21 protein-coding genes and 1 tRNA gene are annotated in these 22,960 nt (G+C 54.6%); 9 read left to right on the forward strand and 13 right to left on the reverse strand.

The window, feature by feature from the left end; translation table 11 throughout:
* The first annotated feature begins 15 nt into the window (after nt 1-15).
* On the forward strand, nt 16-795 hold the full coding sequence (locus ACEWL3_RS10990) for a hypothetical protein (protein WP_386181670.1): 780 nt from the start codon (nt 16-18) through the stop codon (nt 793-795).
* A 299-nt stretch (nt 796-1,094) separates the two neighbouring features.
* Complete coding sequence (locus ACEWL3_RS10995; protein ID WP_386181667.1) at nt 1,095-1,931, forward strand: alkaline phosphatase family protein; 837 nt, start codon at nt 1,095-1,097, stop codon at nt 1,929-1,931.
* 21 nt (nt 1,932-1,952) lie between these two features.
* Here the strand turns inward: ACEWL3_RS10995 and ACEWL3_RS11000 are convergent, their stop codons facing one another.
* From ACEWL3_RS11000 to ACEWL3_RS11020, 5 genes are all read right to left on the reverse strand, one after another.
* The gene (locus ACEWL3_RS11000; protein WP_386181664.1) at nt 1,953-2,900 is read right to left on the reverse strand and encodes an alpha/beta hydrolase; all 948 of its coding nucleotides are present in this window, start codon (nt 2,898-2,900) and stop codon (nt 1,953-1,955) included.
* On the reverse strand, nt 2,885-4,762 hold the full coding sequence (locus ACEWL3_RS11005) for an acyl-CoA synthetase (protein WP_386181662.1): 1,878 nt from the start codon (nt 4,760-4,762) through the stop codon (nt 2,885-2,887). The genes ACEWL3_RS11000 and ACEWL3_RS11005 overlap by 16 nt, the downstream gene beginning before the upstream one ends.
* Nucleotides 4,763-4,970: 208 nt before the next feature.
* A complete protein-coding gene (gene lysM / locus ACEWL3_RS11010; protein WP_386181659.1) occupies nt 4,971-5,402 on the reverse strand; it encodes a peptidoglycan-binding protein LysM in 432 nt (143 codons plus the stop codon).
* Between the two features lie 69 nt (nt 5,403-5,471).
* A complete protein-coding gene (locus ACEWL3_RS11015; RefSeq protein ID WP_386181656.1) occupies nt 5,472-7,274 on the reverse strand; it encodes an ABC transporter transmembrane domain-containing protein in 1,803 nt (600 codons plus the stop codon).
* Nucleotides 7,275-7,372: 98 nt separating this feature from the next.
* Nucleotides 7,373-7,446: transfer RNA gene (locus ACEWL3_RS11020), tRNA-Gly, on the reverse strand.
* 259 nt (nt 7,447-7,705) lie between these two features.
* Between ACEWL3_RS11020 and ACEWL3_RS11025 the strand changes: the two genes are divergently transcribed.
* From ACEWL3_RS11025 to ACEWL3_RS11040, 4 genes are all read left to right on the forward strand, one after another.
* On the forward strand, nt 7,706-8,398 hold the full coding sequence (locus ACEWL3_RS11025) for a hypothetical protein (protein ID WP_386181653.1): 693 nt from the start codon (nt 7,706-7,708) through the stop codon (nt 8,396-8,398).
* Between the two features lie 119 nt (nt 8,399-8,517).
* Nucleotides 8,518-10,494, forward strand: coding sequence for a S1 family peptidase (locus ACEWL3_RS11030; RefSeq protein ID WP_386181650.1), 1,977 nt, complete (start codon nt 8,518-8,520; stop codon nt 10,492-10,494).
* 192 nt (nt 10,495-10,686) lie between these two features.
* Nucleotides 10,687-11,310, forward strand: a complete 624-nt coding sequence (locus ACEWL3_RS11035; protein ID WP_386181647.1) for a GNAT family N-acetyltransferase — start codon at nt 10,687-10,689, stop codon at nt 11,308-11,310.
* Nucleotides 11,303-13,093, forward strand: coding sequence for a tetratricopeptide repeat protein (locus tag ACEWL3_RS11040; RefSeq protein ID WP_386181644.1), 1,791 nt, complete (start codon nt 11,303-11,305; stop codon nt 13,091-13,093). The genes ACEWL3_RS11035 and ACEWL3_RS11040 overlap by 8 nt, the downstream gene beginning before the upstream one ends.
* Nucleotides 13,094-13,123: 30 nt before the next feature.
* Here the strand turns inward: ACEWL3_RS11040 and ACEWL3_RS11045 are convergent, their stop codons facing one another.
* From ACEWL3_RS11045 to ACEWL3_RS11060, 4 genes are all read right to left on the reverse strand, one after another.
* Complete coding sequence (locus ACEWL3_RS11045) at nt 13,124-13,627, reverse strand: pentapeptide repeat-containing protein (RefSeq protein ID WP_386181642.1); 504 nt, start codon at nt 13,625-13,627, stop codon at nt 13,124-13,126.
* A gap of 76 nt (nt 13,628-13,703) precedes the next feature.
* The gene (locus tag ACEWL3_RS11050) at nt 13,704-14,960 is read right to left on the reverse strand and encodes a gluzincin family metallopeptidase (protein WP_386181638.1); all 1,257 of its coding nucleotides are present in this window, start codon (nt 14,958-14,960) and stop codon (nt 13,704-13,706) included.
* A 66-nt stretch (nt 14,961-15,026) separates the two neighbouring features.
* Nucleotides 15,027-15,812 carry a TfuA-like protein gene (locus tag ACEWL3_RS11055; protein ID WP_386181635.1) on the reverse strand — a complete coding sequence of 262 codons (786 nt, stop codon included), beginning with the start codon at nt 15,810-15,812 and terminating at the stop codon, nt 15,027-15,029.
* The gene (locus ACEWL3_RS11060; protein ID WP_386181632.1) at nt 15,809-17,044 is read right to left on the reverse strand and encodes a YcaO-like family protein; all 1,236 of its coding nucleotides are present in this window, start codon (nt 17,042-17,044) and stop codon (nt 15,809-15,811) included. Before ACEWL3_RS11060 ends, ACEWL3_RS11055 begins: the two co-directional genes overlap by 4 nt.
* A gap of 315 nt (nt 17,045-17,359) precedes the next feature.
* On the opposite strand from ACEWL3_RS11060, the gene ACEWL3_RS11065 reads away from it, so the two are divergent.
* Together ACEWL3_RS11065 and ACEWL3_RS11070 are read left to right on the forward strand one after the other, a co-directional pair.
* Nucleotides 17,360-18,328 (forward strand): permease, encoded by a 969-nt coding sequence (locus ACEWL3_RS11065; RefSeq protein WP_435000877.1) that lies wholly within the window; start codon nt 17,360-17,362, stop codon nt 18,326-18,328.
* A gap of 14 nt (nt 18,329-18,342) precedes the next feature.
* Nucleotides 18,343-18,579 (forward strand): thioredoxin family protein, encoded by a 237-nt coding sequence (locus ACEWL3_RS11070; protein WP_386181626.1) that lies wholly within the window; start codon nt 18,343-18,345, stop codon nt 18,577-18,579.
* Nucleotides 18,580-18,726: 147 nt separating this feature from the next.
* On the opposite strand, the gene hemN is transcribed toward ACEWL3_RS11070, so the two are convergent.
* From hemN to ACEWL3_RS11090, 4 genes are all read right to left on the reverse strand, one after another.
* Nucleotides 18,727-20,079, reverse strand: coding sequence for an oxygen-independent coproporphyrinogen III oxidase (gene hemN / locus ACEWL3_RS11075; protein WP_386181623.1), 1,353 nt, complete (start codon nt 20,077-20,079; stop codon nt 18,727-18,729).
* Between the two features lie 247 nt (nt 20,080-20,326).
* Nucleotides 20,327-20,728 (reverse strand): hypothetical protein, encoded by a 402-nt coding sequence (locus tag ACEWL3_RS11080; protein WP_386181619.1) that lies wholly within the window; start codon nt 20,726-20,728, stop codon nt 20,327-20,329.
* Between the two features lie 181 nt (nt 20,729-20,909).
* On the reverse strand, nt 20,910-22,121 hold the full coding sequence (locus ACEWL3_RS11085) for an NnrS family protein (RefSeq protein ID WP_386181616.1): 1,212 nt from the start codon (nt 22,119-22,121) through the stop codon (nt 20,910-20,912).
* Nucleotides 22,118-22,282 (reverse strand): hypothetical protein, encoded by a 165-nt coding sequence (locus tag ACEWL3_RS11090; RefSeq protein WP_435000879.1) that lies wholly within the window; start codon nt 22,280-22,282, stop codon nt 22,118-22,120. The genes ACEWL3_RS11085 and ACEWL3_RS11090 overlap by 4 nt, the downstream gene beginning before the upstream one ends.
* A gap of 407 nt (nt 22,283-22,689) precedes the next feature.
* Here ACEWL3_RS11090 and ACEWL3_RS11095 point away from each other — a divergent pair, with 407 nt between their 5' ends.
* Nucleotides 22,690-22,950, forward strand: coding sequence for a DUF6522 family protein (locus ACEWL3_RS11095; protein WP_435000880.1), 261 nt, complete (start codon nt 22,690-22,692; stop codon nt 22,948-22,950).
* The last annotated feature ends 10 nt before the right edge of the window (nt 22,951-22,960 follow it).

The following is a 22,960-nucleotide window of genomic DNA, read 5'->3' on the forward strand; positions in this document are numbered from 1 at the left end:
AATTGGAGACCATGCGTGAAAGCTGTTTGGCGACCAGAACGGCGAAACCGCAAGATTGGAACATCCGCATCGGGATATTCTAAATCGAACGACATGCGAATTCCAGAAAGCTGGCAAGACAAGCATGGCAATTTCTCAGTGTTTCTTGAGCGTCTTAAGAATGCGAAAGAGCAAGATGTAACAATCGGAAACTTCGAATTAACAACGCTGTTTGAAGAGCCGCGGGATGGCTTTACCTACGGATGCTCACCGCTAGATGTTATCAAACTGCTGACTGCGGCGGTGAACCTAGTACCCAGCCTGCCAGACATTGTTGCCTTCCGCCAGCCGACCCGAAAGCAACAACTGCAAAGGCCTGTTTGGGGGCGATTTTTGTACTTTGCAGAATTTGGGAAACATGGTGGAACCGCCATTCTTCTTGAGGCGCAAGAACTTGGGGCAAAACTAAAATGGTCAAAGCGCATGACGATGGAAGACCGAGACGAGTTTGCCCGCTTGGTATCGGATGGGCATGCCTTCACGGAAGAAAAACGAGGCTTCCAAGCGGAACTTAACGAGGGTTCAGTGCGGAACACAATTCTGTATCGGACGTTGCTTCACGAACTGGGACATTGGGTTCATTATCACCAAGAAGTTCTCAATGCGCCAACAGCCCTGAACGAAGATCAAGAAGTAGCAAGCGAACTGTATTTTTCCAAACCAAGCACAGAGCGCGAAGTCTATGCCCACGCATTTTCGGCAAAGTTAGGCCAATCGCTTAGAGAGGCCAGTGAGATACCCTTCGATCCAATATAACTGATGAAAGTAGCCATTCGGGGATGTTCTAGTGGAGGTCTGCTTTGTCCGCAGTGCTGACATTCACTCCCCCTCACCTTCCATCATCGCACGCCGCGTTAATCCGCTCAAGGCTCCGCATCACCGACTTTGATACCGATGCAATACCGACGTATTACACCCGCCTTATCAAGCCCCCAGACCCCTTGAAACAAGGGCGTTAACGGCGCTTTCTCCATACCGCGCTCTGAGCTTCGGTTAACCGTTGCGTGCGCCCCCGCTCTGCGGTCATATGGCCGGGCAACCAAGGGGGCCGAACCATGAAAAACAAGCTGCTGCTGATCATCCTCGACGGTGTCCCCTACCGCAACTGGCGGCGTCTGTTTGGCAACCTTGAAGGCTGGGTCGACAGCGGCGATGCCCGGGTCTGGAAAATCCGCTCAGTGCTGCCCTCGACCTCGGCATCGTGCTATGCCTCAATCCATACGGGCGTGGCCCCGGCGGTGCATGGCTGTACCGGGAATGGTAATGTATTCCGCCTCAAGGAAAAGGATATCTTTTCTCAGGTCCGCGCGGGCGGCGGCGTAACCGGTGCGGTTGCACATTCGTTCTGGTCAGAGTTTTTCAACCGCCATCCCTTTGATTTCGTTCGCGATATCGAATATGACGAGCCAACAAGCAAATCCATCAACCACGGTCGTTTCCACACCATGACAGGGTATGGTCACGACAATCAGATGACCCCCTCTGACGTGGATTTATTTGGGTCCCTCACAAATCTTTGCCAGCGCTTTGGCCTGAATTACGGTATGTTGCACACCTGTACATTGGACAGCATGGGTCATCGGTTTTTCCATGATTGTCATGAAATGGACCACGCCTGTTTTGTGATGGACGAAATGCTGGCCCCGTTCATTCCGCGCTGGTTGGATGACGGATACGAGGTGATCGTCACTGCCGATCATGGTCAGGACGCGCGCGGCCACCACGGCGGGCGCGACCCGTTACAGCAAGAGGCGGCACTGTATTATTTTGGGGCCGCGGAAGGGCCATCAGAGGACACAGTGATTGATCAATTGCAATTGGCCCCGACGATCCTGCACCGGCTCGGCGCACCGATTGCCAAGACCATGAAAGCCAAGAGTTTTCTCACTTAAGGCGATTGGATCAACCCGACGTCAATATGGCCATTCACGCCGCCCCAGCGCATCAATTGCACCGACCACCTGATCGAAAAAACCAGCCGCTTTTTGCGACATCACCCGCGCCCGTAAACAGCCGTGCACCATGCCCGCCACATTGATCCATTCCGCCTGACCACCCGCCGCACGCAGCGCATCTCGATAGCTTTGCCCATCGCTGGCCAGCGGATCACATTCTGCCGTGATCATCACCGAGTGTGGCACCCCGGCAAAGTTGGTGTCCTGCAACGGCGCATAGCGCGGGTCGCCTTTGGGTGGACCGCTGCCACCCGTGCGCATGTTCATGTAAAATTCCATGTCCGCTGTGCTGAGATGTGGCGCATTGGCATGCTCCACATAGGACCCCTGCCCCCAGTCACCGCCAAGACCCGGATAGATCAGCACCTGACCAACAATGCGCCCGTCATGCGTGCCCCGCGCGTGATGCGCCACCGCCGCGGCCAGATTGCCACCGGCACTGTCGCCCGTCAGCATCAGGTCACCGTCATGTGCGGTCGCGATGGCAGCGAAAGCCCGCCACGCATCGTCGAAACACCCCGGAAAAATCACCTCGGGGGCCAGTCCGTAATCAACCGATATTACCCTATACCCGGTGCGCTGGCAGATCTCGGCGCAGACATCATCATGGCTGTCGAGCCCGCCTACAACAAAACCACCACCGTGGTAATAGATCACCGTCACATCGCTGCCGCTGGTCTCATAACGGCGGCAGGGAACGCCACCGTTAGGCTCATCATGGACCTGCACACCTTTGGGCCTGCCCTGATAGAACACCTTGCACATGCCGTCATAGACATCGCGCTGCTCAGCAATGGTCAGATCGACAGCACCGGCCGGATAGGTGCTGTCCAGCCGCTCGATGAACGCCCACATTTCGGCGTCAATCAAGCGGCTGTAATCCGGTGTTCTCACACAGCCTCCCATGGCCTCGTGAACGCACCTAGCACTTTGCCGACATCTGCATCTGACGCGCCACCCATCGTGACCTGCGCCACCAGACCGCGCTTTTTGTCATCAATCACGGAGGTCACCCGCGCCTCCAGCGACGCCTCTTCCAGCGCGGCGTTGTAAATGCGCGTGATCGCATGTTTGCGCAGATCAGGTTTGAAAATCTTGCCCACAGCCGTTTTGGGCAGTTCGTCCATGATCGTCATATGCTTGGGCTGCGCGGCCCGCTCATGGACCTTTTCCTTGCAAAAGGCCAAAAGCTCTTCTTCGGTCACGGACGCACCGGAAACCAGTTCGACAAATGCACAGGGCACTTCGCCTGCATGGGCATCGGGCTGTCCGATTGCCCCGGCAAAAGCCACAGCTTCATGGCCCAAAAGCGCCTCCTCAATCTCGGCGGGGTCAATGTTGTGGCCGCCCCGAATGATCAGATCTTTGGCCCGCCCGGTGATCCAAAGATAGCCATCGCTGTCCACCCGCCCCAGATCGCCTGTGCGCAGATATTTTTCGTCATAATAGAGGTCTTTGTTCTTGTCGGCCTCGGTATAGGTATGCCCTGCATAAACGCCGGGGTTCGACACGCAAATCTCGCCAATCTCGTCCACACCCGCATCCACCGGCCCGTCATTGGTGCCCTTGATGATCCGGACTTTGGAATAGGGCAATGGGATGCCAATGCTGCCAACTTTCTTTTGGCCATCAGTCGGGTTAACGGACACGAGGCATGTGGCCTCGGTCAATCCATAGCCCTCTACAAGAGTAACGCCTGTGGCTTCCTCAAAGCGCCGAAAAAGCTCAAGCGGCAATGGTGCAGAGCCTGAGAACGCCGTCTTGACCGTGCTCACATCCGCATCAATGGGCCGCTGCATCTTGGCCGATATGGCGGTCGGTACAGTAATGATAAAGCTAATCTTCCAGCGCTCAACCAGTTTCCAGAAATTGTCAAATACGCCTTCACCACGGTATCCCTGCGGTGTCGGAAAGACCACATGCGCACCCGAATGGACGGCCGCCATCAGGATCACGTGACAGGCAAAGACATGGAACAGCGGCAGCGGGCACATGATGTTGTCGTTCTCGTCAAACAACAGCCGATGCCCCAGCCAACCGTTGTAGACCAGTCCCTGATAGGTATGCTGTGCCACTTTCGGCATGCCGGTGGTCCCGCCAGTGTGGAAATAACATGCCACGCGGTCTTCTTGTGGATCTTCAAACTTCAGTGTTGTCGGTTGCTTGGCAAGTTCTGCATTGAAATTCAGGTATTTGGCCTGATTAGCGATCTTCAGCTTGGGCCGGATCAGCGGGATAATCCATGATTTTGGCGGTGTGATATATCGCAGCAGGTCAACTTCAAGCACCGTATGCACACCCGGTGCAAATTTGACCGCTTCTGCGGTTTTTTCAGCCACATCGGTTTTCGGGAAAGGCCGCAATGTCACGACCACCGACGCCCCGGTTTCGCGCAGGATTGACCCGATCTGTTCAGGTTCCAACAACGGGTTGATCGGGTTCGCGATACCGGCAACGGCACCCCCCAACAGCGTAATCGTCGTTTCATTACAATTGGGCAGAACATAGGCCACTACATCCTTGGGGCCGATGCCAAGGGATCGAAACATATTGGCCGCTTGGGTCACCTTGCCGTGCAATTGCTTCCAGGTGAGCGTTTCAGCCTTGTCTTTGGGACCAGAGAATATCTGATAACTGACGGCATTGTGCTGCGGGAACTTTGCCGCTGTGCTGCTGAGCAATCCGTAAAGCGTCTTCGCAACATCGCGTTCTGCCCAAGGCCCTTCCGCTTCGATTGCTTTGCAATCCTTGATCCCGCCAAATGGCATGGCCGTCCTCCCCTAAAAGCTGGTTTTCCAGCTGTGTTTTTTTACTCGCCGAAAGGATGCGTCGAAATCCAGTTTTCTGCAAGCATGCTGGCCTTTGCGACGCTGCGTAAGCCAATATAACGCAGCGGCAAAACAAAAAGGGCGGCTGTGCGTCATGCACAACCGCCCCAATCTTTTTGGTATTATTCGATCTGAAACCTATTACTGCTCACGCGGCAGGAATACGCAGAACCTGGCCTGGATAGATTTTGTCAGGATGGCTCAACATTGGTTTGTTGGCTTCAAAAATCTCTTCGTAGCGGGCACCGTTGCCAAGCGTTTTGGCTGAGATTTCCCAAAGGGTGTCGCCCTTTTCGACCGTATGAAACGTCGGATCGGCACCGTCACCTTCGATGTCTTCTTCAACCTCTGCGACGCCCTCGACATTTCCAACTGCCAGAATGACTTTCTCTTTCATCTCCTGGCTGACGGCCTTGCCGCTGACTTTTACCTTGTCACCGTCCACGGTAATATCAAGACCCTTGGCATCGAGGCCGAGATCCTTCAATTCATCCTGCAACGCGGCCCCTGAGACCTCTGCGTCGTCACCACCGTCAAATACTTTCTTGCCGGCATCTTTAACAAAACTCCACAAACCCATATCAGTTCTCCTTTGCATATGAACTCATAGAACATAGTTTCGTTCCACGCCAACGGACACAAGGGGGAATTAAAGAGCTTGCGCACCATCGGTGAATTGCAGCTTTGCCAGCCGGGCATAAAGCCCGCCCTTGGCAACCAGTTCATCATGGGTTCCGATTGCCAGAATGCGGCCCGCCTCCAGCACCACTATGCGGTCCGCTTTTTTGACAGTCGCCAAACGGTGCGCCACGATAAGGGTCGTCCGGTCGGCGCTTAACTTGTCCACGGCGGCTTGCACGGCACGTTCGCTTTCCGCATCCAGCGCGCTGGTGGCTTCGTCCAGCAACAGCACGGGCGTATCGCGCAGAATCGCGCGTGCGATGGCAATGCGTTGCTTCTGACCGCCTGACAACATTACGCCCCGTTCCCCCAGATAGCTGTCATAGCCTTCGGGCAAAGCAGTGATGAATTCGTCTGCCGCCGCCGCTTTGGCAGCAGCCGTCACATCAGCGTCGCTGGCATCTGGCCTGCCGAACCGAATGTTTTCTGCGGCACTGGCGGCAAAGATCACCGGGTCCTGAGGGACAAGTGCAATATGGCGACGGAATACATCACGGCGCATATCGCGCAGGTCGACACCATCCAGCCTGATCTGGCCCTGCGCAGGATCATAAAACCGCAAGATGAGCTGAATAATCGTCGTTTTACCTGCACCGGACGGACCAACAAAGGCCACGGTTTCGCCTGGGCTGATCTCCAGATCAATCCCATCAAGTGCTGCGACACCGGGCCGCGCCGGATAGGAAAAATGCACCCCTTCAAACGTGATCCGTCCGGTCACTGTATCCGGCAGGGTCTGGCCGTGAAGCGGATCGTTGACCGCATCTTCGCTTTGCAGCAGATCGACCAGACGCTCGGTGGCCCCTGCCGCGCGCTGCAATTCAGACCAGATTTCAGACAGCGCCGCAACCGCACCTGCCACCATCACCGCATAGATGACAAACTGTACCAGCCCGCCCGCCGACATATCGCCCGCACGCACATCACGCGCGCCGATCCACAGCACACCGACCACGCCGGAAAACACCAAAAAGATCACGATCACGGTCATCGCCGCACGGGTTTTGATGCGCCGGCGTGCCGCGTCAAAGGACGCTTCTGTCATTTGACCAAACTGATCCCGACTTGCCGCCTCGTGGGTAAAGGCCTGCACGGTCTGCACCGCGGTCAGGCTTTCGGATGCGTTGCCGGATGATGCCGCGATCCAGTCCTGATTTTCGCGGCTGATAACCCGCAACCGCCGCCCCAGCGTCAGAATCGGCACCACAACTGCGGGCACGATCAACAGCACCAGCAGGGTCAATTTGGTCGAGGTCAACATCATCAGTCCCAGACCCCCGAAAAAAATTAGCACATTGCGTAGAGCGATCGACATCGATGAACCGATCACGGACAGGATCAGCGTGGTATCTGTGGTGATCCGGCTCAAGACTTCGCCGGTCATGATCCGCTCGTAAAACGACGGGCTCATGCCAATCACACGGTCAAAAACCGCCTTGCGAATGTCTGCGACGACCCGCTCACCCAACCGAGTCACCAGCGCATAGCGCAGCCCGGTCCCCACCGCGAGCAGCGCCGCAATCACCAATGCGCCCATGAAATATTGATCCAAAAGCTGGGTCTCGCCCGTGCGAAAATTATCCACGACCCGGCGCACTGCCAACGGTAAAGTCAGCGAAATCATTGCCGTGAGCACCAAGGCACAAATCGACGCGATCATCAGTGCCCGGTAAGGCCACAGAAACGGCACCAAAGCGCGCAATGCGCCCAGCTGCTTGGATTTTTCGCGTTCCTCAGTCTGGGACGGCGCAGGAATTGGAGGTCGGGCCATGAAATGTCCTTTGGTGGTGCTCACGCGGTCATGGCGCGGCTGAGCAGCAGGGTCAAGCACTGCGCGTGCGGCATAAACTACAAAGGACATGGATGTGTTGGAGCGGGCGGCGGGAATCGAACCCGCGTCATTAGCTTGGAAGGCTAAGGTCTTACCACTACACAACGCCCGCTCTGTGATTTGATCTAGTATTTCACGGTACTTGAATGGTCAAGTGTCGGCAGGGCGCTTCACCATTTTCGGCAGGTTGGGTGATATTGTGGGTTGTTTGAATGGGGCAGCCACGAAAGGAACCCTGCTGTCTTTTACAATTCCGATCTGAAATTTCGTCAGACACCAGTTTATTGAAGAAGGATATACAAAAAGACGCGTTTCCATGCTAGGTTTCAATGAACATTTTGAACAAATTCATTCATTTCGAGGGTATTGCAATGGCTGAACATACAGACGGACCTGTGCCATTTGCCGCTGATATTTTTGCCGGCGCTGGGCTCGGGTTGCTGTTGGGTTCTGTTATGGGGCTGTCCGTTACACCGGTAGTGGCCATCGTGATCGGTGCGCTCACATCAGTTTTGGCCGTGTTTCTGGGGCTGGACGGCAAGGGCAGCCTAACCAAACTGCCCAAAGTCAACGCCGTCCGGATTGGCGCTTTTGGCTTTGCCACTGTTGCTGGTTTGGCTTTGGGGTTGCACGTACGGATCAACAACCCGATTGCTGTCGACCCCAGTGTTGCGCTGGCCCGTTGGGATGCGGCCTTTCCCGACAACGCGACGCTGGCCAGACAAATGATGGTTTATGAACGTACTGCGATTGTGCCCGCAACGCTCGCGTTTCAAGACAGCAAGTCTGCAACAAATGTGGCAACGGACCCCACAGCGGCAGGTGCCAAACAGGCGGTCCTGTTTCTTACCTTATCGAAGTTCGATGCCTGCTCTCGCCTTGATCCGGCGCGTTTTGCCACGCCAGCCGATGTCCTCGCGGCGTATAATCGCGACAATGTCCCTGATCTTGTGCGCGCATTTGCAGAGCAGTTGAGCGGATCCAAAGAGGGCGATTTGGAAGCCAGGGTAGAGCTTGCCCATGGGGTATTGTGCCGGATGCAAGATCTGGGCGACGCGAAATGAGCCGGTGGCTCGCATTGCTCCTTCTTTGCATTTCGATGCCGACTGTCTTGCTTTCGCAATCCAAAGGAAAAGCCTCACATTCTGTTGTGCAAATCCGTTGCGCGACACCTGATGGGGATATGAAAGCCACTGGTTTCATATGGCCTGAACCCGGATTTGTCGTGACAGCATTGCATGCGATTGCTGGCTGCGCGCCGGGCAAGGGGCTGGTCTACAGCGAGAGCGCCAAAAAGGAGACCCTGATCGCAACTTACCTGGCCGCTGATCTTGAAGGGGATCTGGCCTTGGTGAAGTTGGAAGACGATCTGGGTCTGCCAGCGTTGATGATATCAGATATGCAGCCGGCGCTAACAGACGCCCATATTGTCTGGGGCTATCCACTGGCCGCAGAACAGATGATCGGGCTGCGGATCGAATTCGCGCTGGGTCTGGATGCGGGTGCGACGACATTGGGTCGGGCATTTTCATCTGCAGATCTGGCGAAACTCTTTCGAAATCAGGGCTACCCGAAGCGCAATACTCAAATCCTGCGCGTCACAACCACCATACAGCCCGGCCATTCCGGCGCACCTATTCTCGACCCCAAAGGGCGGGTGGTTGCAATTGCTGATGGTGGACTTTTGGGCGGCTGGCGCGGGATCAACTGGTCAGTTCCGGCCGGTGTCTATCTACCTGGTCTGCCAAATTCGACCGACCCCTTCCCCAGCACAATCTCCGAACAGGCCAATCTTTTCAGCGCTATGACAGTGCGCGATCCGATCACCGTGGCCCTGGGCCAGACCACCCCCAAGGATCGAACAGATCAGGATGGTCCGGCGCATGCCGGATCGGTCCCTTTCCCGGTTGCTTTGGATGCCTATGGCATTGCTGAGGACGAAGATCTGTCTTGGATCATCGATGATTTGACCGACATTCTGCCCACTCAGAAATCAAGAGACCTGCTAATGCTGACCGGGCTTTTTCCTGCGGGTGCCGACCAGCCCATCTTTGTCCCCGAACGCGTGAAATTCACTTACGATCCGGCATTTGGGTCCATTGAGGCCCTCAGCACGGATGGGTCTGTCCGCCAAGTAACGGTGAGCTATGAAGGAGATGACTTTGAAGACGCCCTTGCAAAGGGGATGGCGTTGCTGTTCGACAAACTCACAGCTCTTGGCATCGACGCCGGGGCTGTCACCGTTCCGGAAAATAAAATCGACCGACAGCTTGAATTTGTCAACTATATCGCCCCCTCCGGCGAGACGGACAGCCCGTTGGCCACGAATTTCACTGTTCAGGTGAATGGTCCGCATTTTTCAGGGCGCGCCTTACACCGCACAAAGAAATTCAAGGACATGACGGACACCGATTACATCGACTTCTTGATGATGGATTTTGCGACCTTCGATCTCAACAGTCTTGCCCCGCTTGAGAACGAGATCTGGGACCGCTTGGATCAGGATGGCCTTCAGATTGAGCAGAATGCGGAAGAGCCAAGCGCGCTGACACTGGTGCGCCGCATCCCGCTTGCAAGTGTGGCACTGGAATTTGTTGAAGCACAGGATTTTGAGTGGAAAGAAAATCTGGCCGGGCTCAAAGAACATCTGGATGATCCTGGCGATTTTGATGCTCTGGCTTTTGACATTTATGAAGATCGCCTCACCGGAGCGACCATAGCCGTGCCATCGGGATTGCCGCTGGCGTGGGATCCCGCACTGGGTGCTGTCAAGACCAGCATTGGTGACGGAAGTGTGGAACTTGCGATTGCCGTGGAACGGACGGCGGATTTGGCGACAGCAGCAGACAGGAAGATAGCAAAGTTTGTGGAACAGATTTCAATGCATGCGGCTTGGACAGACCAAAAACCCACGGATTGCAAATTGGTGGAGGTACCAGACGACGACTTGGCCACCTGTTGGGGGTACTTCGAGGGAACCGACCGCACGACGGACGAATTTGCGGATCTATATCTGGCTCTTGATGTGCGCAACAACGTCCTTTTGGGGACGTCGGTCTACATCGTGGGCAAGGAAGAAGACCTGACCAAGCAAGAAGCTGTCACGTATCGGATGATGCTTATTGCAGCAGAGCATCTGACGGACTTTGCTGCGAATTAGAGACCTTCGCACCGTTCTGCACGCGTATCAGGTGGCCACCAAGAATGTTGGTATCTGTGCGCATGATTTGATATACTGAACGGATATTCTGAAAAGTAATTGTTCGAATGCCATAAAAGTGGCGACCCAATCTTTTTCGTTGGCTCGGTTGCACTGCTGACATTTAATCGGAAACGACAAGGGAATATTAGCATGACTTCAAATGAGATTAAAAATTTCTTCACCTTTCGACCTATGTCTTTGGACGATATTTCGACGTTCGCGGAATGGTTTTTGGACTTTAATGACGTGGCGATGTTTGAGCGGAATATGCCTGTTCCCAAAAATGAAGAAGCGCTGCGAGAAAGCTGGCGAAAATCGCTGGAGTATGCGGCGATACCGGGTGCGTTTTGGTTCGTTGCGGTCAGTGCGGATGGCCAGCCCGCCGGTATCGCTGGGTTGGAAGCAGTCAATTACATCCACGGCGACGCAATTGTACCCTGTTTCGTGGGGCCGCAGTTTCGCAAGAAAGGTCTTGCAACAGCGATGTCAATCAGCCTTTTGGATCTGGCCTTCAGGCAGCTTCGGTTGTTCAGGCTGACAACATTTTATAGAGAAGATAACTTAGGGACGCGGTCCACGCTGTCGTCGTTGGGCTTTGAGGAAGAAGGGAGATTTCGGGGAGGTTGGTTTACGGACGGTCAAAGGCAAGATGTCGTGATTGCCGGGCTCCTGAGATCTGAATGGGACCAAAGGCGGAAATCCGTACTCGACAATTTGAGGCAAAACCACAACGTCATTCTTAACCAAACAAGTTGGAAATCCACAGGTGAATAAGGTCAAGACCATCCCCCGTTCTTCGGAACGCAAGAAACGACGTCTCGTCGCCATTGTTTTTGCGGATATTGCGAATTTCAGCAAGATGATGAGCGTCGACGAGGAGAGAACCACCGACGCGGTAAGAGAGAGGCTGGCCATATTCCGAAGTGAAATCGGTGAATTTTCGGGTGAAATGAAGGGGTCAGCCGGAGACAGCGCCTTCATGATCTTTGAAAGCGCAGTGGATGCGGTCACTTTCGCGGTCAAAATGCAAAACATTTGCCGAGACATGAACAAGGACCTGCCTTCCGATGAACAGATATGGTTCCGCTTTGGCGTCAATCTTGGCGAAGTTCTTGTCCACGGTGATGATGTCTCAGGTGAAAGCATCAACATCGCGGCCCGCATCGAGGCTTTTTCAAATCCCGGGCGGATATGCATTTCCGGCGCGGCCTATGATCACGTCAGCAACACCCTTGAGTATGGCTATGAATATCTTGGTGGGCAGGATTTCAAAAACATTGGTAAGACCATTGACGTCTTTCAGGTGCATGAAAACCCGACCTCGGCGGCGATGACACCGGGCCTACGGCGCGACATCGACAAATCGGTTGACTACAGGGAACGGGCAATCTCAAGCCAGTCCATCGTTGTGCTTCCGTTCGGTTTTCAGGGCAGCAATAGCGATGACCATTGGTTTGCAGAGGGCTTGACCGAGGACGTGACCTCCAGTCTGTCCCGGTTTCACCAGTTTTTCGTAATTTCCCGCGATTCTGCTTATATGTACCGCGATCGCGTCAAGGCACCAAAGCAGGTGGCGAGCGAGTTGGGTGTCCGCTACGTCGTCGAGGGATCTGTCAGAAAGGCCGGTTCGCGTCTGCGGATTACAATTCAACTATTGGATGCTCTGCAGAACCGCACGATCTGGGGCGAACAATACAATCGTAACATAGAAGATCTGTTCGATTTGCAGGACGAGATCACGCAAGTGATCGTGTCCGCGACAGCGGCGCAGATCGAGGTATCAGAACGCGAACGAACGCGGCTTTTGCCGCCGGCAAACCTGATGGCCTATGGATCGGTGCTTAGAGGTGAAAGGTATCTTGCCCAGTACACGCAGCAGGATGTGAAAGAAGCGCGTGAGATGTTTCTCTCGGCTTTGCGCAGCGACGAAACATATTCAAGGGCATATGCCGCGCATTCCCGCACCTTCAATCTGGAATGGCGCTACGATTGGGCCGAAAATTCCGACACTGCGCTGGATGAGGCACTGATGCTCGCGCGTCGGGCGATTGAGTTGGATCCATCCGACGCACGAGGGTTTGGTGAACTGGGTTTCGCACATCTCTATCGCAAGGAGCATGACGCGGCCATCAATGCTTATGAGCGCGCTTTGAAGCTTAATCCCAATGATGCCAATGTAATGTCTGACATGGCGGACGCATTGGCCCATAGCGGCCGATCAGAAGAGGCGATTACCCTGTTGCAAAAGGCCATGCTGCTTAATCCATTCTATCCGGATCAATATATCTGGCATCTGGGTGGGGCGTATTTCAATCTCAAGCGCTATGAAGATGCAATCAAAACGATCCAGAAGATGCAGAATCCGACTGAAGGGCGGCGTCTGCTTGCGGCGAGTTACGCATTTCTAGGACGTATGGACGAGGCCAGCTATGAGGCTGACCGCGTGCGCACAGCACATCCGAATTTTGTGGCGGAACGGTGGGCTGCAGTCCAACCTGACAAATGCAAAGAGGATCTGCAGCACTTTCTGGATGGTCTCAAACGGGCTGGACTATAAGGCGCTAGGCGGCATGCGATGCCTGTCGGTCTAGTCGCTGGCATCGCCCCGCGCACCAGACACCCGCGCACCTGAAACACGCGCACCCGAAACGCGGGCACCTGAGACACGTGCACCTGAAACGCGGGCACCCGAAACACGCGCACCTGAGACACGCGCACCTGAGACACCTGCGCCGCCATCGCCCCCGGTGTCAGGCAGTAGATTTTCAAATTTACCAGAATCGACATCCAGCCGGACCGTCTCGTTAGAGCGGTCGACAATCCAGGCGCGAAGATCGGCATAGAATTTCTTGTCGCGCGGATTTGGGCCGGGCAGCGCAATATCATCGGCCTCTTCACCGTTACCATCGACCAGAAACAGTACCGGCGACGCCAATTCCAAGTAAATACCGTCAAAAGTAAAACCATAAGCCCGCGCGAATTTCGGATCCTTACCCGCCGTTTTGTCAGCATCTGAGACGCTCACGGTCAAATCGTCGACGACACGACCAAATATAACAATTTTTGAGGACGTATGGATCGTCTCTTTCATGGCTTTTATCCTTTTTCGAGCAGAAATTGATTAATATTCAACCTAAAGTGTTGTTATTATAGCGCAAAAATCTCATCTAGTCTATTGGCACCATGGTTCGCACTGAATTTGCGTGGCTGCCTTTATCAAGTGGTTTGAGTTGCGGGCCGACTTCAACAAAGCCGATATCGCGCATATCAAAGTTTCCTCGGATCAGCCGTTCAAATCGTCCCCCGGTATGTCTGAAATCGACCTCGATAAACAAATCTGCCACGTCAACGAAATTGAGATCGGCGTTTTTCAATTCCTTCCACGTATCGGCAAGGTAGGTCCCCAATATGTCGCGCGCATCAATCAGCGCCAGTTTGAATGCCTCCGGATTAGCAGCAAAAGCCTCATCGAACATTTCCTGCATCACGGTTGCGTATTCAGGCGTTGCCAGCAACTGATCTGACATGTCTTCAAGCTCCGGCGTAATGGCATCGTAATCCAGCAGCATTTCGTGAAAGATATCTACGAAAATATCAAAGAATGCACCGGTAAGCGGTTGCGCCAAATGGTGTTCCTTGATCCAGCCCTCGGCAAATTCACTCAAACGAGAATCATTAGCGGCCACCCTGATCTGCTTGTTCTCAGACAACTCGGCAATCCGGCTTGCCGCATTCAACGTATAAAGATTCCCACGTGTCTGTTCGAGCAACAGATCGACCAGAGAATTGAAATGCAGGGATGAAATCAAGGCGACAAGATCTGCGGCACTTTCATGAAACCCAAAATACTCTCCGGTCACGTTGTTGGGATCAGGGACACCCACTTCTGAATAGATAAAGGCATGCCCCACTTCATGGGCAATCACATCGAAATTAAGGCTGAAGGGCGTATATCCACCATCGCTGCGATCGCCTCCCATTTCCAGAAATCCAAAACCCGAATAGGCGTTTTCCAACGACGGCAGGATGGTAAGCTCGACCCGGTCATACGTGCCATCACTTTGCCAGGGAATTTCACGGCCGAAATAGCCTTCCCAGATGTCCATCACGAACCGCACCGTGCCAAAGAGGTGCGCCGTTTCGAATTGCGGTGTGCCGGGTTCCAGATAGTCAAAATTACCCTCTGCGTCCGGATATGCCGGTTCTTCTATGGCTCCCTGCCATGCAGGCGTCAGTACCGCCGAGCCATCAGGCGCAATGCCGTAAGGCTCGGTCTTGCCAATGGGAAAAATCGCATACATCCGGTCATCAGAAGGTCCCGGCCCAAGACTTCCTGCAACCGAGGAGACCATCACCGTTTCCGGCTCCACAAAGTCTTTCAAAAATTGCGGCTGAGGGAACAGTCGGAACCGCGTGCCTTGCATGTATTCGACCCTTTCTGCATCTCGCGCTTCGTATCCTAGGCCATAGATTAGCATAGCAAAAAGTAATCAGCTAAAAAAGTTGGTGTCCCCCAACAAACGATAGCCCCCGACCTTTGGCGGTTCTTGCTCTTTGCGCCGGTCTTGCCATATCTGGGTGGAATGAACCCAAAGATCCGTCTGTTCGAAATGAAAATTTGGTACTGGCTTTTTGAATTGGCCCGTAACCATTCGATCCAAAAGCAGGCAGGCATCATCACGTTTCTGATCGACCTCGTTTTCTGCGATCCAGTCCAACAGGTTTTGACTATTGTCCGGCCACAGTTCAGCCACTTCCGGATCACGCAAAACCCTTTCCCAAGTCCGGTCTTTGAAAAAGATCGCCTTGGCATGGTCGATCACCGCATCAGCCTGATGTTGTGTAATCACTTCTGCAAGCACCGCCGCCGAGAGCGTTGCCCGCAGATTGACCATCGCGACACTCAGCGGTGCAAAACCAAATTCCTCTGGCCCATGTGTCAACGCCACTTCATCGTCGTCTTCCAGCACTCCGTCACGATAATCGCCGTAAATTGAACCGATGCCGATCATACCGAACGCGTCAAGTTCCGTAGCGCGCAGTGCACCCATGCTTGACGCGCCAAGCACGGCAATGCCTTGCGACATCGCCCAGAGGATTTCTTTGTGCCACACGGACGGCACACCGTCGAAATAGCCGTCGATGATCCCGATGGCGGACGGCGCTTCCAACGTGGCAAGATAGACGTCACCTTGCCGAACCGGTGGCCGAATTTCGATAATTCCTGTACCCGGCAGCGTCACATTGGCCAGCGACGGACCTGCGAATATGATCATCGCAACCGGCCCTTTCCATTTGCGTTAAGCGCGCGATCCCCGGCAACATAACTGTCATCGTCATGCGGTGCCTCAAGCCCCGGGATGATGACCCGCACAACCGCGATCTCAAATTCCTTGCGCTCAAGATCGACAACCGCGATCTCTTCGACCCCGGCATCGCGCAAGCATTTCTCAAGCCAAGAAAGATCGCTTTCCAGATCAGCATTTACCGATGTCGGGACATCATCAAATCGCTGCAAGGCCCTCTTTCCATCCTGTTCAACGTTGAAACCGGCCATCTTCTGGTCCCTGCCCGACGTGCTGTATTCCTCAAAAGACAGGTCTTCGCGGGCACCGGTGATATAATTCAACCGGGTCTGCGCTGCTTCGTTGAGCGCCCTTTGCAGGGCAACTGCGCGGTCTGGATGTGTCCCTGATCCCAACCCAAGGTGGCTTGTCTCAGCCTGAGGGTCACAAATGACACACATGAATGTCGCCACCGCGACATCAGACGTCACATTCCACACGAAACAGTCCAGCCCGGCATTCTCGAACTTCTTTAAGGCAATCAGACAAAGCGGATCATCAATCGAGGTGATATCCAGCTGTGACGCCCGCTGTGCATGGGCAGGCCAGTGATGCCACAACGCCAGCGCGTCACGTTCGATCACCTCGCAGATAGCGTGGCATATCGCTTCAAGCCTGTTGTTGCCGGACGCCAGACCATTGGTGCTCGCCGGGAAGAAACCAGTGTCTGGCGACAGCGGATGGGTGTAATTCGCATGCACCATTTCGAGCGGGACAAGCACATTTCGATCGCTCATGAGATCAGTCCCATAGACCCAATGCAAACGCTCCGTGCGACCCGGTGCCCGCGCCCGGATACGCGGAAGCCGATCCAGATCGATGAATGCATGATGCTTTGACAGGTCTTGAACACTCGCAAAAAAGACCGGCTGGTCAAAATGTTCCGCATGCCAGATTTCCACCGCTTCCATCAGCGCCGAGACCTTGGCCAGCGCAAGTGTCGAACCCTTTCCCTGAGAAACCGCAATGGAGCGCGCATTGGGGCGGATGGCCAGTGCGACCGGCAATCCGATCCGATCAAGTCCTGTTACATTGGCGAGGCGGGTAATTCCAAACTCATGTTTGATCGGTAAAATGCGATCAAGGGTCTGCTGTGCTGTGCAAATGCGGTGCAGTCCGTCCACCAGCAGTTTTTGCTTGTCGCCACCAGTATCTACATTCACATCAACCCGCCATTTTGCTCGACTTGGAATATGAAATTTTTACCACCTTTCCGATGGAAAGTATAAATAAATCAATACGTGATGCCCCCCCACACCATCCAGAATGAGGGCGATGATCGTGGTGGTGGGATCGGTGCGATTTTTGGGGCAATGCAACAACGCGAGATTGCATGCGATTGATCGCCCCAATTGATCGATGTCATATCACCCGCTTCCGTGCAGCTTAGATTACCGAAACAGGCGACACAAAAACCTATCGAGGAAATCCATCCATTGAGAGATCTGTTTACCTGGTTAAATGACCAATTGCTGCGCATGGAGTGGCTATCGGATCTGGTCACTTGGATTTTGCGCGATGGTCTGGGCATGGAAATGACCAGTCGGGTCGCCGGCAGCTTCCATTTCTTCATTTACGACGTCGTTAAAATATTCATTTTATTGTCGTTTCTCATCTTCGCCATTTCATATGTGCAAAGCTATTTCCCGCCCGAACGGACACGCCGCATCCTTGGGCAACGACAGGGATTGGGGGCCAATACACTTGCGGCCCTTCTGGGCACCCTTACGCCGTTCTGCTCTTGCTCATCTATTCCCCTGTTCATCGGCTTTACCAGCGCAGGACTGTCGCTTTCGGTGACGTTTTCCTTTCTCATTTCATCGCCGTTGGTTGATCTTGCCTCTGTGATCTTGCTTGCAAGCATCTTTAACTGGACCATTGCCTTGAGTTACGTCGCCGTTGGATTGATTCTGGCGGTTCTGGGCGGCACGTTGATCGGTCACCTTAGATTAGAAAATCAGGTCGAAGCATTTGTGTTCCAGAGCCCGGTCACCGATCACGACAATGACGGTCAGATCAGCCGCCGGGAACGGCTGATTTACGCGCGTGATCAGGTATTGGATATCGTGCATCGGGTCTGGCTTTTTGTCCTGATCGGTGTGGGTATCGGGGCAGCAATCCACAACTGGATTCCCGAAAGTTTCATCACTGCAACCTTGGGCCAAGACCGATGGTGGTCGGTCGTTGTCGCGACTTTGGCTGGCGTGCCGATGTATGCCGATATCTTTGGAACGCTGCCGATCGCCGAAGCACTCGTTCTCAAAGGTGTCGGTGTGGGGACCGCGCTTGCCTTTATGATGTCGGTCACAGCGCTGTCATTGCCGTCGATGATCATGCTCAAACGGGTTGTGAAAATGCCGTTGCTGGTCATTTTTGTTGGCATCGTAACAGTTGGCATCGTTGTGATCGGGTATCTTTTTAACAGCACCACCCATCTGCTCATTTGAAAGGGAGAATGACGATGCACATCAAGATTCTAGGGTCCGGTTGCAAAAAGTGTGTGGCTTTGGCCGACAACGCACAGGCTGCGGCACAATCTGCAGGAATCGATTTTGAGATCGAAAAGGTTACCGATGTTGTCGCAATCGCGGGCTATGGTGTAATGTCCACGCCCGGATTGGTCATCGACGAAAAAGTTGTGGCTTCTGGACGGGTTTTGACCGCGACTGAGATAGGTGAGTTGCTCAAGGACGTGTAAAACGTTCCGCGGTTGGGCAACGATTGACGCGCTCTTTCTGTTACCAAAACCATTGCCAACAGGCCGTGGTGCCGTTCTCATCTGCGCGAACATTGAAGGGAAAAACTTCCGCAGCCTTCGCCTGATTCAGGGGCCAGCAAGTAAGCCTTAGACAGCTACAGAATGGCGCGCGCTGCTGGATTGAAGATAAGCATCAAATGCTGCTGCCGCGATGCGCACCAGGGGGCGACCCTGCGGCGTCATCCGTATCTTGCCTTCGGACAGGATGAGCAAACCATCGGCTTCCATCTCTTGTAGCGTTTCGAATTCTGGAGCCCACCAACGCTCAGGTGCACCATACTGCCGACCTATTGTGGCTGCATCGACATGACAGTCACACATCAGCCGCTCGATCACCTCAGCACGCAAACGGTCGTCTTCTGTCAGTGGCAAGCCCTTGGCAACAGGCAATAACCCCGCGGTCACAGCGCGTGCCCACGCACCCGTTTCCACGAAGTTTTGCACATATCCCGACGGCGTTCTGCCGATTGAGGTCGCCCCCATGCCAATCATCGTCTGAGCGCGATCGGTTGTGTAACCCTGAAAATTGCGATGCAATTGTCCAGTGCGGGACGCCACCGAAAGTGCGTCGTCGGGCAAAGCAAAGTGATCAAGGCCAATGGCTACGTATCCTTCTGCAACCAGCGCTTGGGCCGCTGCACTGGCCTGTGCCGCACGGGCGGCGGAACCGGGCAGTGCGTCGTTCTCGATCATCCGCTGGTTCTTGGCCATCCAAGGTACATGAGCATACCCAAAGAGGGCCACGCGGTCCGGCCGCATGGCGGCACACAGCCGGACCGTCTTCACGATGCTTGCAACCGTCTGATGCGGCAGGCCGTAGATCAGATCAAAGTTGATACCCGACACCCCCGCAGCGCGCAATTGTTCGACAGACCTTTGAACCATGTCAGGAGGTTGCACGCGGTTGATGGCGTTTTGCACCTGGATGTCGAATTCCTGCACGCCAAAGCTGGCCCGGTTAAAACCCAATGCACCGATGCGATCAGCCATCTCTGCGGTAAGGGTACGAGGGTCGCTTTCGATGGCAATCTCTGCATCCTGCGCAAAATCCCACAGCGCGCGTACGTCCTCCATGAGGGATTGCAGGTCATCGGGGCTTAACGCCGTGGGCGTCCCGCCGCCCCAATGAAGATGCGAAACAGTCATCCGTCCCGGCAAAGCGCGGGCGGTCAGATCTATTTCCTGCCGCAAGGTCTTCGCATATTCCCCCACTGGCCCATAGCGGGATGCCAGCTTCATGTTGCATCCGCAGTACCAGCACATCTGGCGGCAGAACGGGACATGCAGGTAAAGGGACACCGGGTCGTCCCTGTCGAGTTTCGAAAGCCAGTCGCGATAGCGCGTTTCCGCGAAATCCTTTTGGAAATGGGGCGCTGTAGGATAGCTGGTATAACGCGGTGCCGGGCGGCTGGCGTAGCGGGCAAACACAGTGTCCATCATTGGATCCTTTGGTTCAGCGAAAACTCGATGCGCACGGCACGAGCAGCACAGAAAAATCAGCGCGACCATCCCGAGGGGCAGGCACCTTCGACCACCTGTCTATGTTTGGCGGGACCCGATTTCTTTGATTTAGCGCAAAGATTTGCAGTTCAGTTTTTTTTCATTCAGCGGCAAAAGATGCAGCGTTCGATTAATCCGCATCTATCCTCCAAGCATCAAGAGGTATGTCAACAGACATCTCCAGACGCTAACGCACCACGGGCAAATTCCGGACCGCGACCGTCGCTACGATGATCCACACAATCAGACGTAAAGTCATGGCACCGACGGTGCGCATTTCAAATGCGCCACCTTGCAAGATATGCAAACCGAACAGCGCGAAAACCGCAGCTATTGCCAACGCGATGTACACTGCCATCCGGGCTGCCCAGCGTCGGCCCATCGCAATGCCGATGCCCGTCAAAATGTAAAAGAAACCAGAAAGGAAATTGAACCAGAGCACAAACGGAACGGCATCCCCAACCGCGTCCCGCATTGCGACACTTCCAAACAGCGCTTGACCGCCAGAAAGAATTGTCAGGGTGCCAAACACTATGGCGACACCTGCCGCCAATTTTAATGTCCAGCTGCGCGTCGAATGTTCAACCATAGCCTTCTTGCCTCCTTCGTTCTCTAGAAATCGGTATCGCTGCAAAAACAACTGACCGGGCCTGAGCTTTCCTGCAGATGGTTCAATTCCCCTGACCCACCGCAATCGCCTTAAATGCGCGGCACGACGTCGGGGAACCAACCCGATTTAAATAGTACAGAACCACCTTGTGTCGGGTCGCTTATCCTCCGCTTTGTTTGTCCGCCGGCAGGGTCAGCAACAGACGACCGTACACCAAAGAGAACCCACCAAAGGCCGCGATCCACCCAAGCCCCGCCAGTGCGTGAAGCCACGCCGCCGCTGATGGCCACAGCCCCGCCCCTAGACGGGACAGGACCGCGATAAGCACAAACACATATATGCCAACTGTCGCAGGCCCTGCCGTTAACGGCTGGCCGGTATGGCCAAGTGTGGCGCGGGTCATTACCGCCAATGTCATCACCGCGACGGTACCGGCCATCCATAGATGTTGCGCCGCTGCCGACCCAAAACTACCGGGCCAAAAGATTTCTGCGCCAATCGCCAGCGCGCCCAGTGGCAGAAAACCATATCCGATGTGCAGCACCGCTACCAATGGTTCTGAACCCGTCCGGTATCCCGCCCATCGCACCAGCCGGATGATGTGCAGGGTCCCCGCCAATAAAAGAAAGGCTCCGCTTACCGAATGGGTGGGGGCCAGAACCCAAGAAAATAGTGCCACCAAAAGCACCAATAGCGATGCTTTGTCGAACCGTTGCATGGGCGGCGAGGGCAGACGACCGCTGCCTCGTCTGACCAGCCAATTGCGGGTGAATGACGGCACGATCCGCCCGCCAATCAAGCCGATCATCATCACGCCGGCACCAAGGCCAATGCGCAGCCCATAGCCCGCTACGGGATCGGCCGACCCAGCCGCTTCCAAATGAAACAGCGCATTTCCGAACGTGAAAACAGCCAGCATGCCCAGCACGATCAGGTTGCGCCAATTTTTTCCCGCGACAATCTCGCGCGCGATCACAAGCCCCATGGTCACAGGGAAAGCAATATCCACGAACGCGACCACCAAGGGCGACAGGTTGGCCGAAACGGCCACGCCGATGCGACCCGCAACCCACAGCCCAAAGAGCACCCCGAGCGGCCAGCCAATGATCGGCAATCGCCCGGTCCAATTCGGCACCGCCGTCAAAAGGAAACCTGCAACAACAGCAGAGAGGTATCCAAACAGGAACTCGTGGGCATGCCACGACACCGGGTCAAATGCCGTAGGTAAGCTCATCATCCCGGAAAGCATCAGCAACCAAAGCGCCATCGAAAGGGTTGCCCACACGGCGGCCCCGAAAAAGAACGGACGAAAGCCAAAGGTAAGGATTGCCGGTCCGCGCCAGGCGCGCATTTGTGCGGAGGTACTGCTCATGACGCCCCCGATTGGAGCCCAACCCCAAAGGTGCAGGGGCGTATTGAAAACACCGCCAGTTTTCGGGCAAAACAGCCGCCGCCGTATCCAGATCGGCTGCCATTGGCACGCAAATCAGCCATCTGTGAAGCATACCCGCCGGTTGGTACTGGATTATTCATTGCATTGCCTCTGACACTTAAGATGGAGCAATAGGCCTGTCGCTTCCCCGCCAGTAGTTCTGATAAAGACCGGTGGGGATCCGCCAAATTACTCATAGATCACGGCCCAACACATTCAGAGCTTTTGCAGAACTATCAACCGTCGTTCAGGCGGCAGCTTTTGGTCAATTCTGTTGCGTTAATGAGTAAACCTGTTAATAGGTACTGTAAATGCCTATTAAAATCACAGGAAGCTAAATGCGCCTGATCTCAGACAGCGAATGTGGTCTTTGCTTACCAGTCAAATCGACGCAGCCTGACCCCGATATCCGAAATAAGGATGTGTCTGGCAAATGCCAGACTATCTGTCACGGCCCCTTCGGATACCGCAAAAGTTGCCGTCGCCACCGATCCTTGGAAAACGCCTCATGACCTCCGTTGAATTTGGCGATGATGGCTTCGTGGTAGACGCGGAGATACTTGCTCAGGCCTTCGGTATCGCTCCGTCCGAGGTGCAAACGCTTATGCGATCTCAGGCGATGACCTCCCGGTGCGAAAAAGGGGTTGATGAGGATGAGGGGCGCTGGCGGTTGACTTTCATTTACCAAAACCGCGCATTTCGCATGACAGTGGACGATAGCAACCGGATTCTCAGTCGCGCCAAATTTGACGTGACACGTCAGGCTTGAGCGCTTCAGC

Origin of the sequence: Sulfitobacter sediminivivens (assembly GCF_042611115.2) — a bacterium.
In the GTDB taxonomy this organism is placed as follows: domain Bacteria; phylum Pseudomonadota; class Alphaproteobacteria; order Rhodobacterales; family Rhodobacteraceae; genus Sulfitobacter; species Sulfitobacter sediminivivens.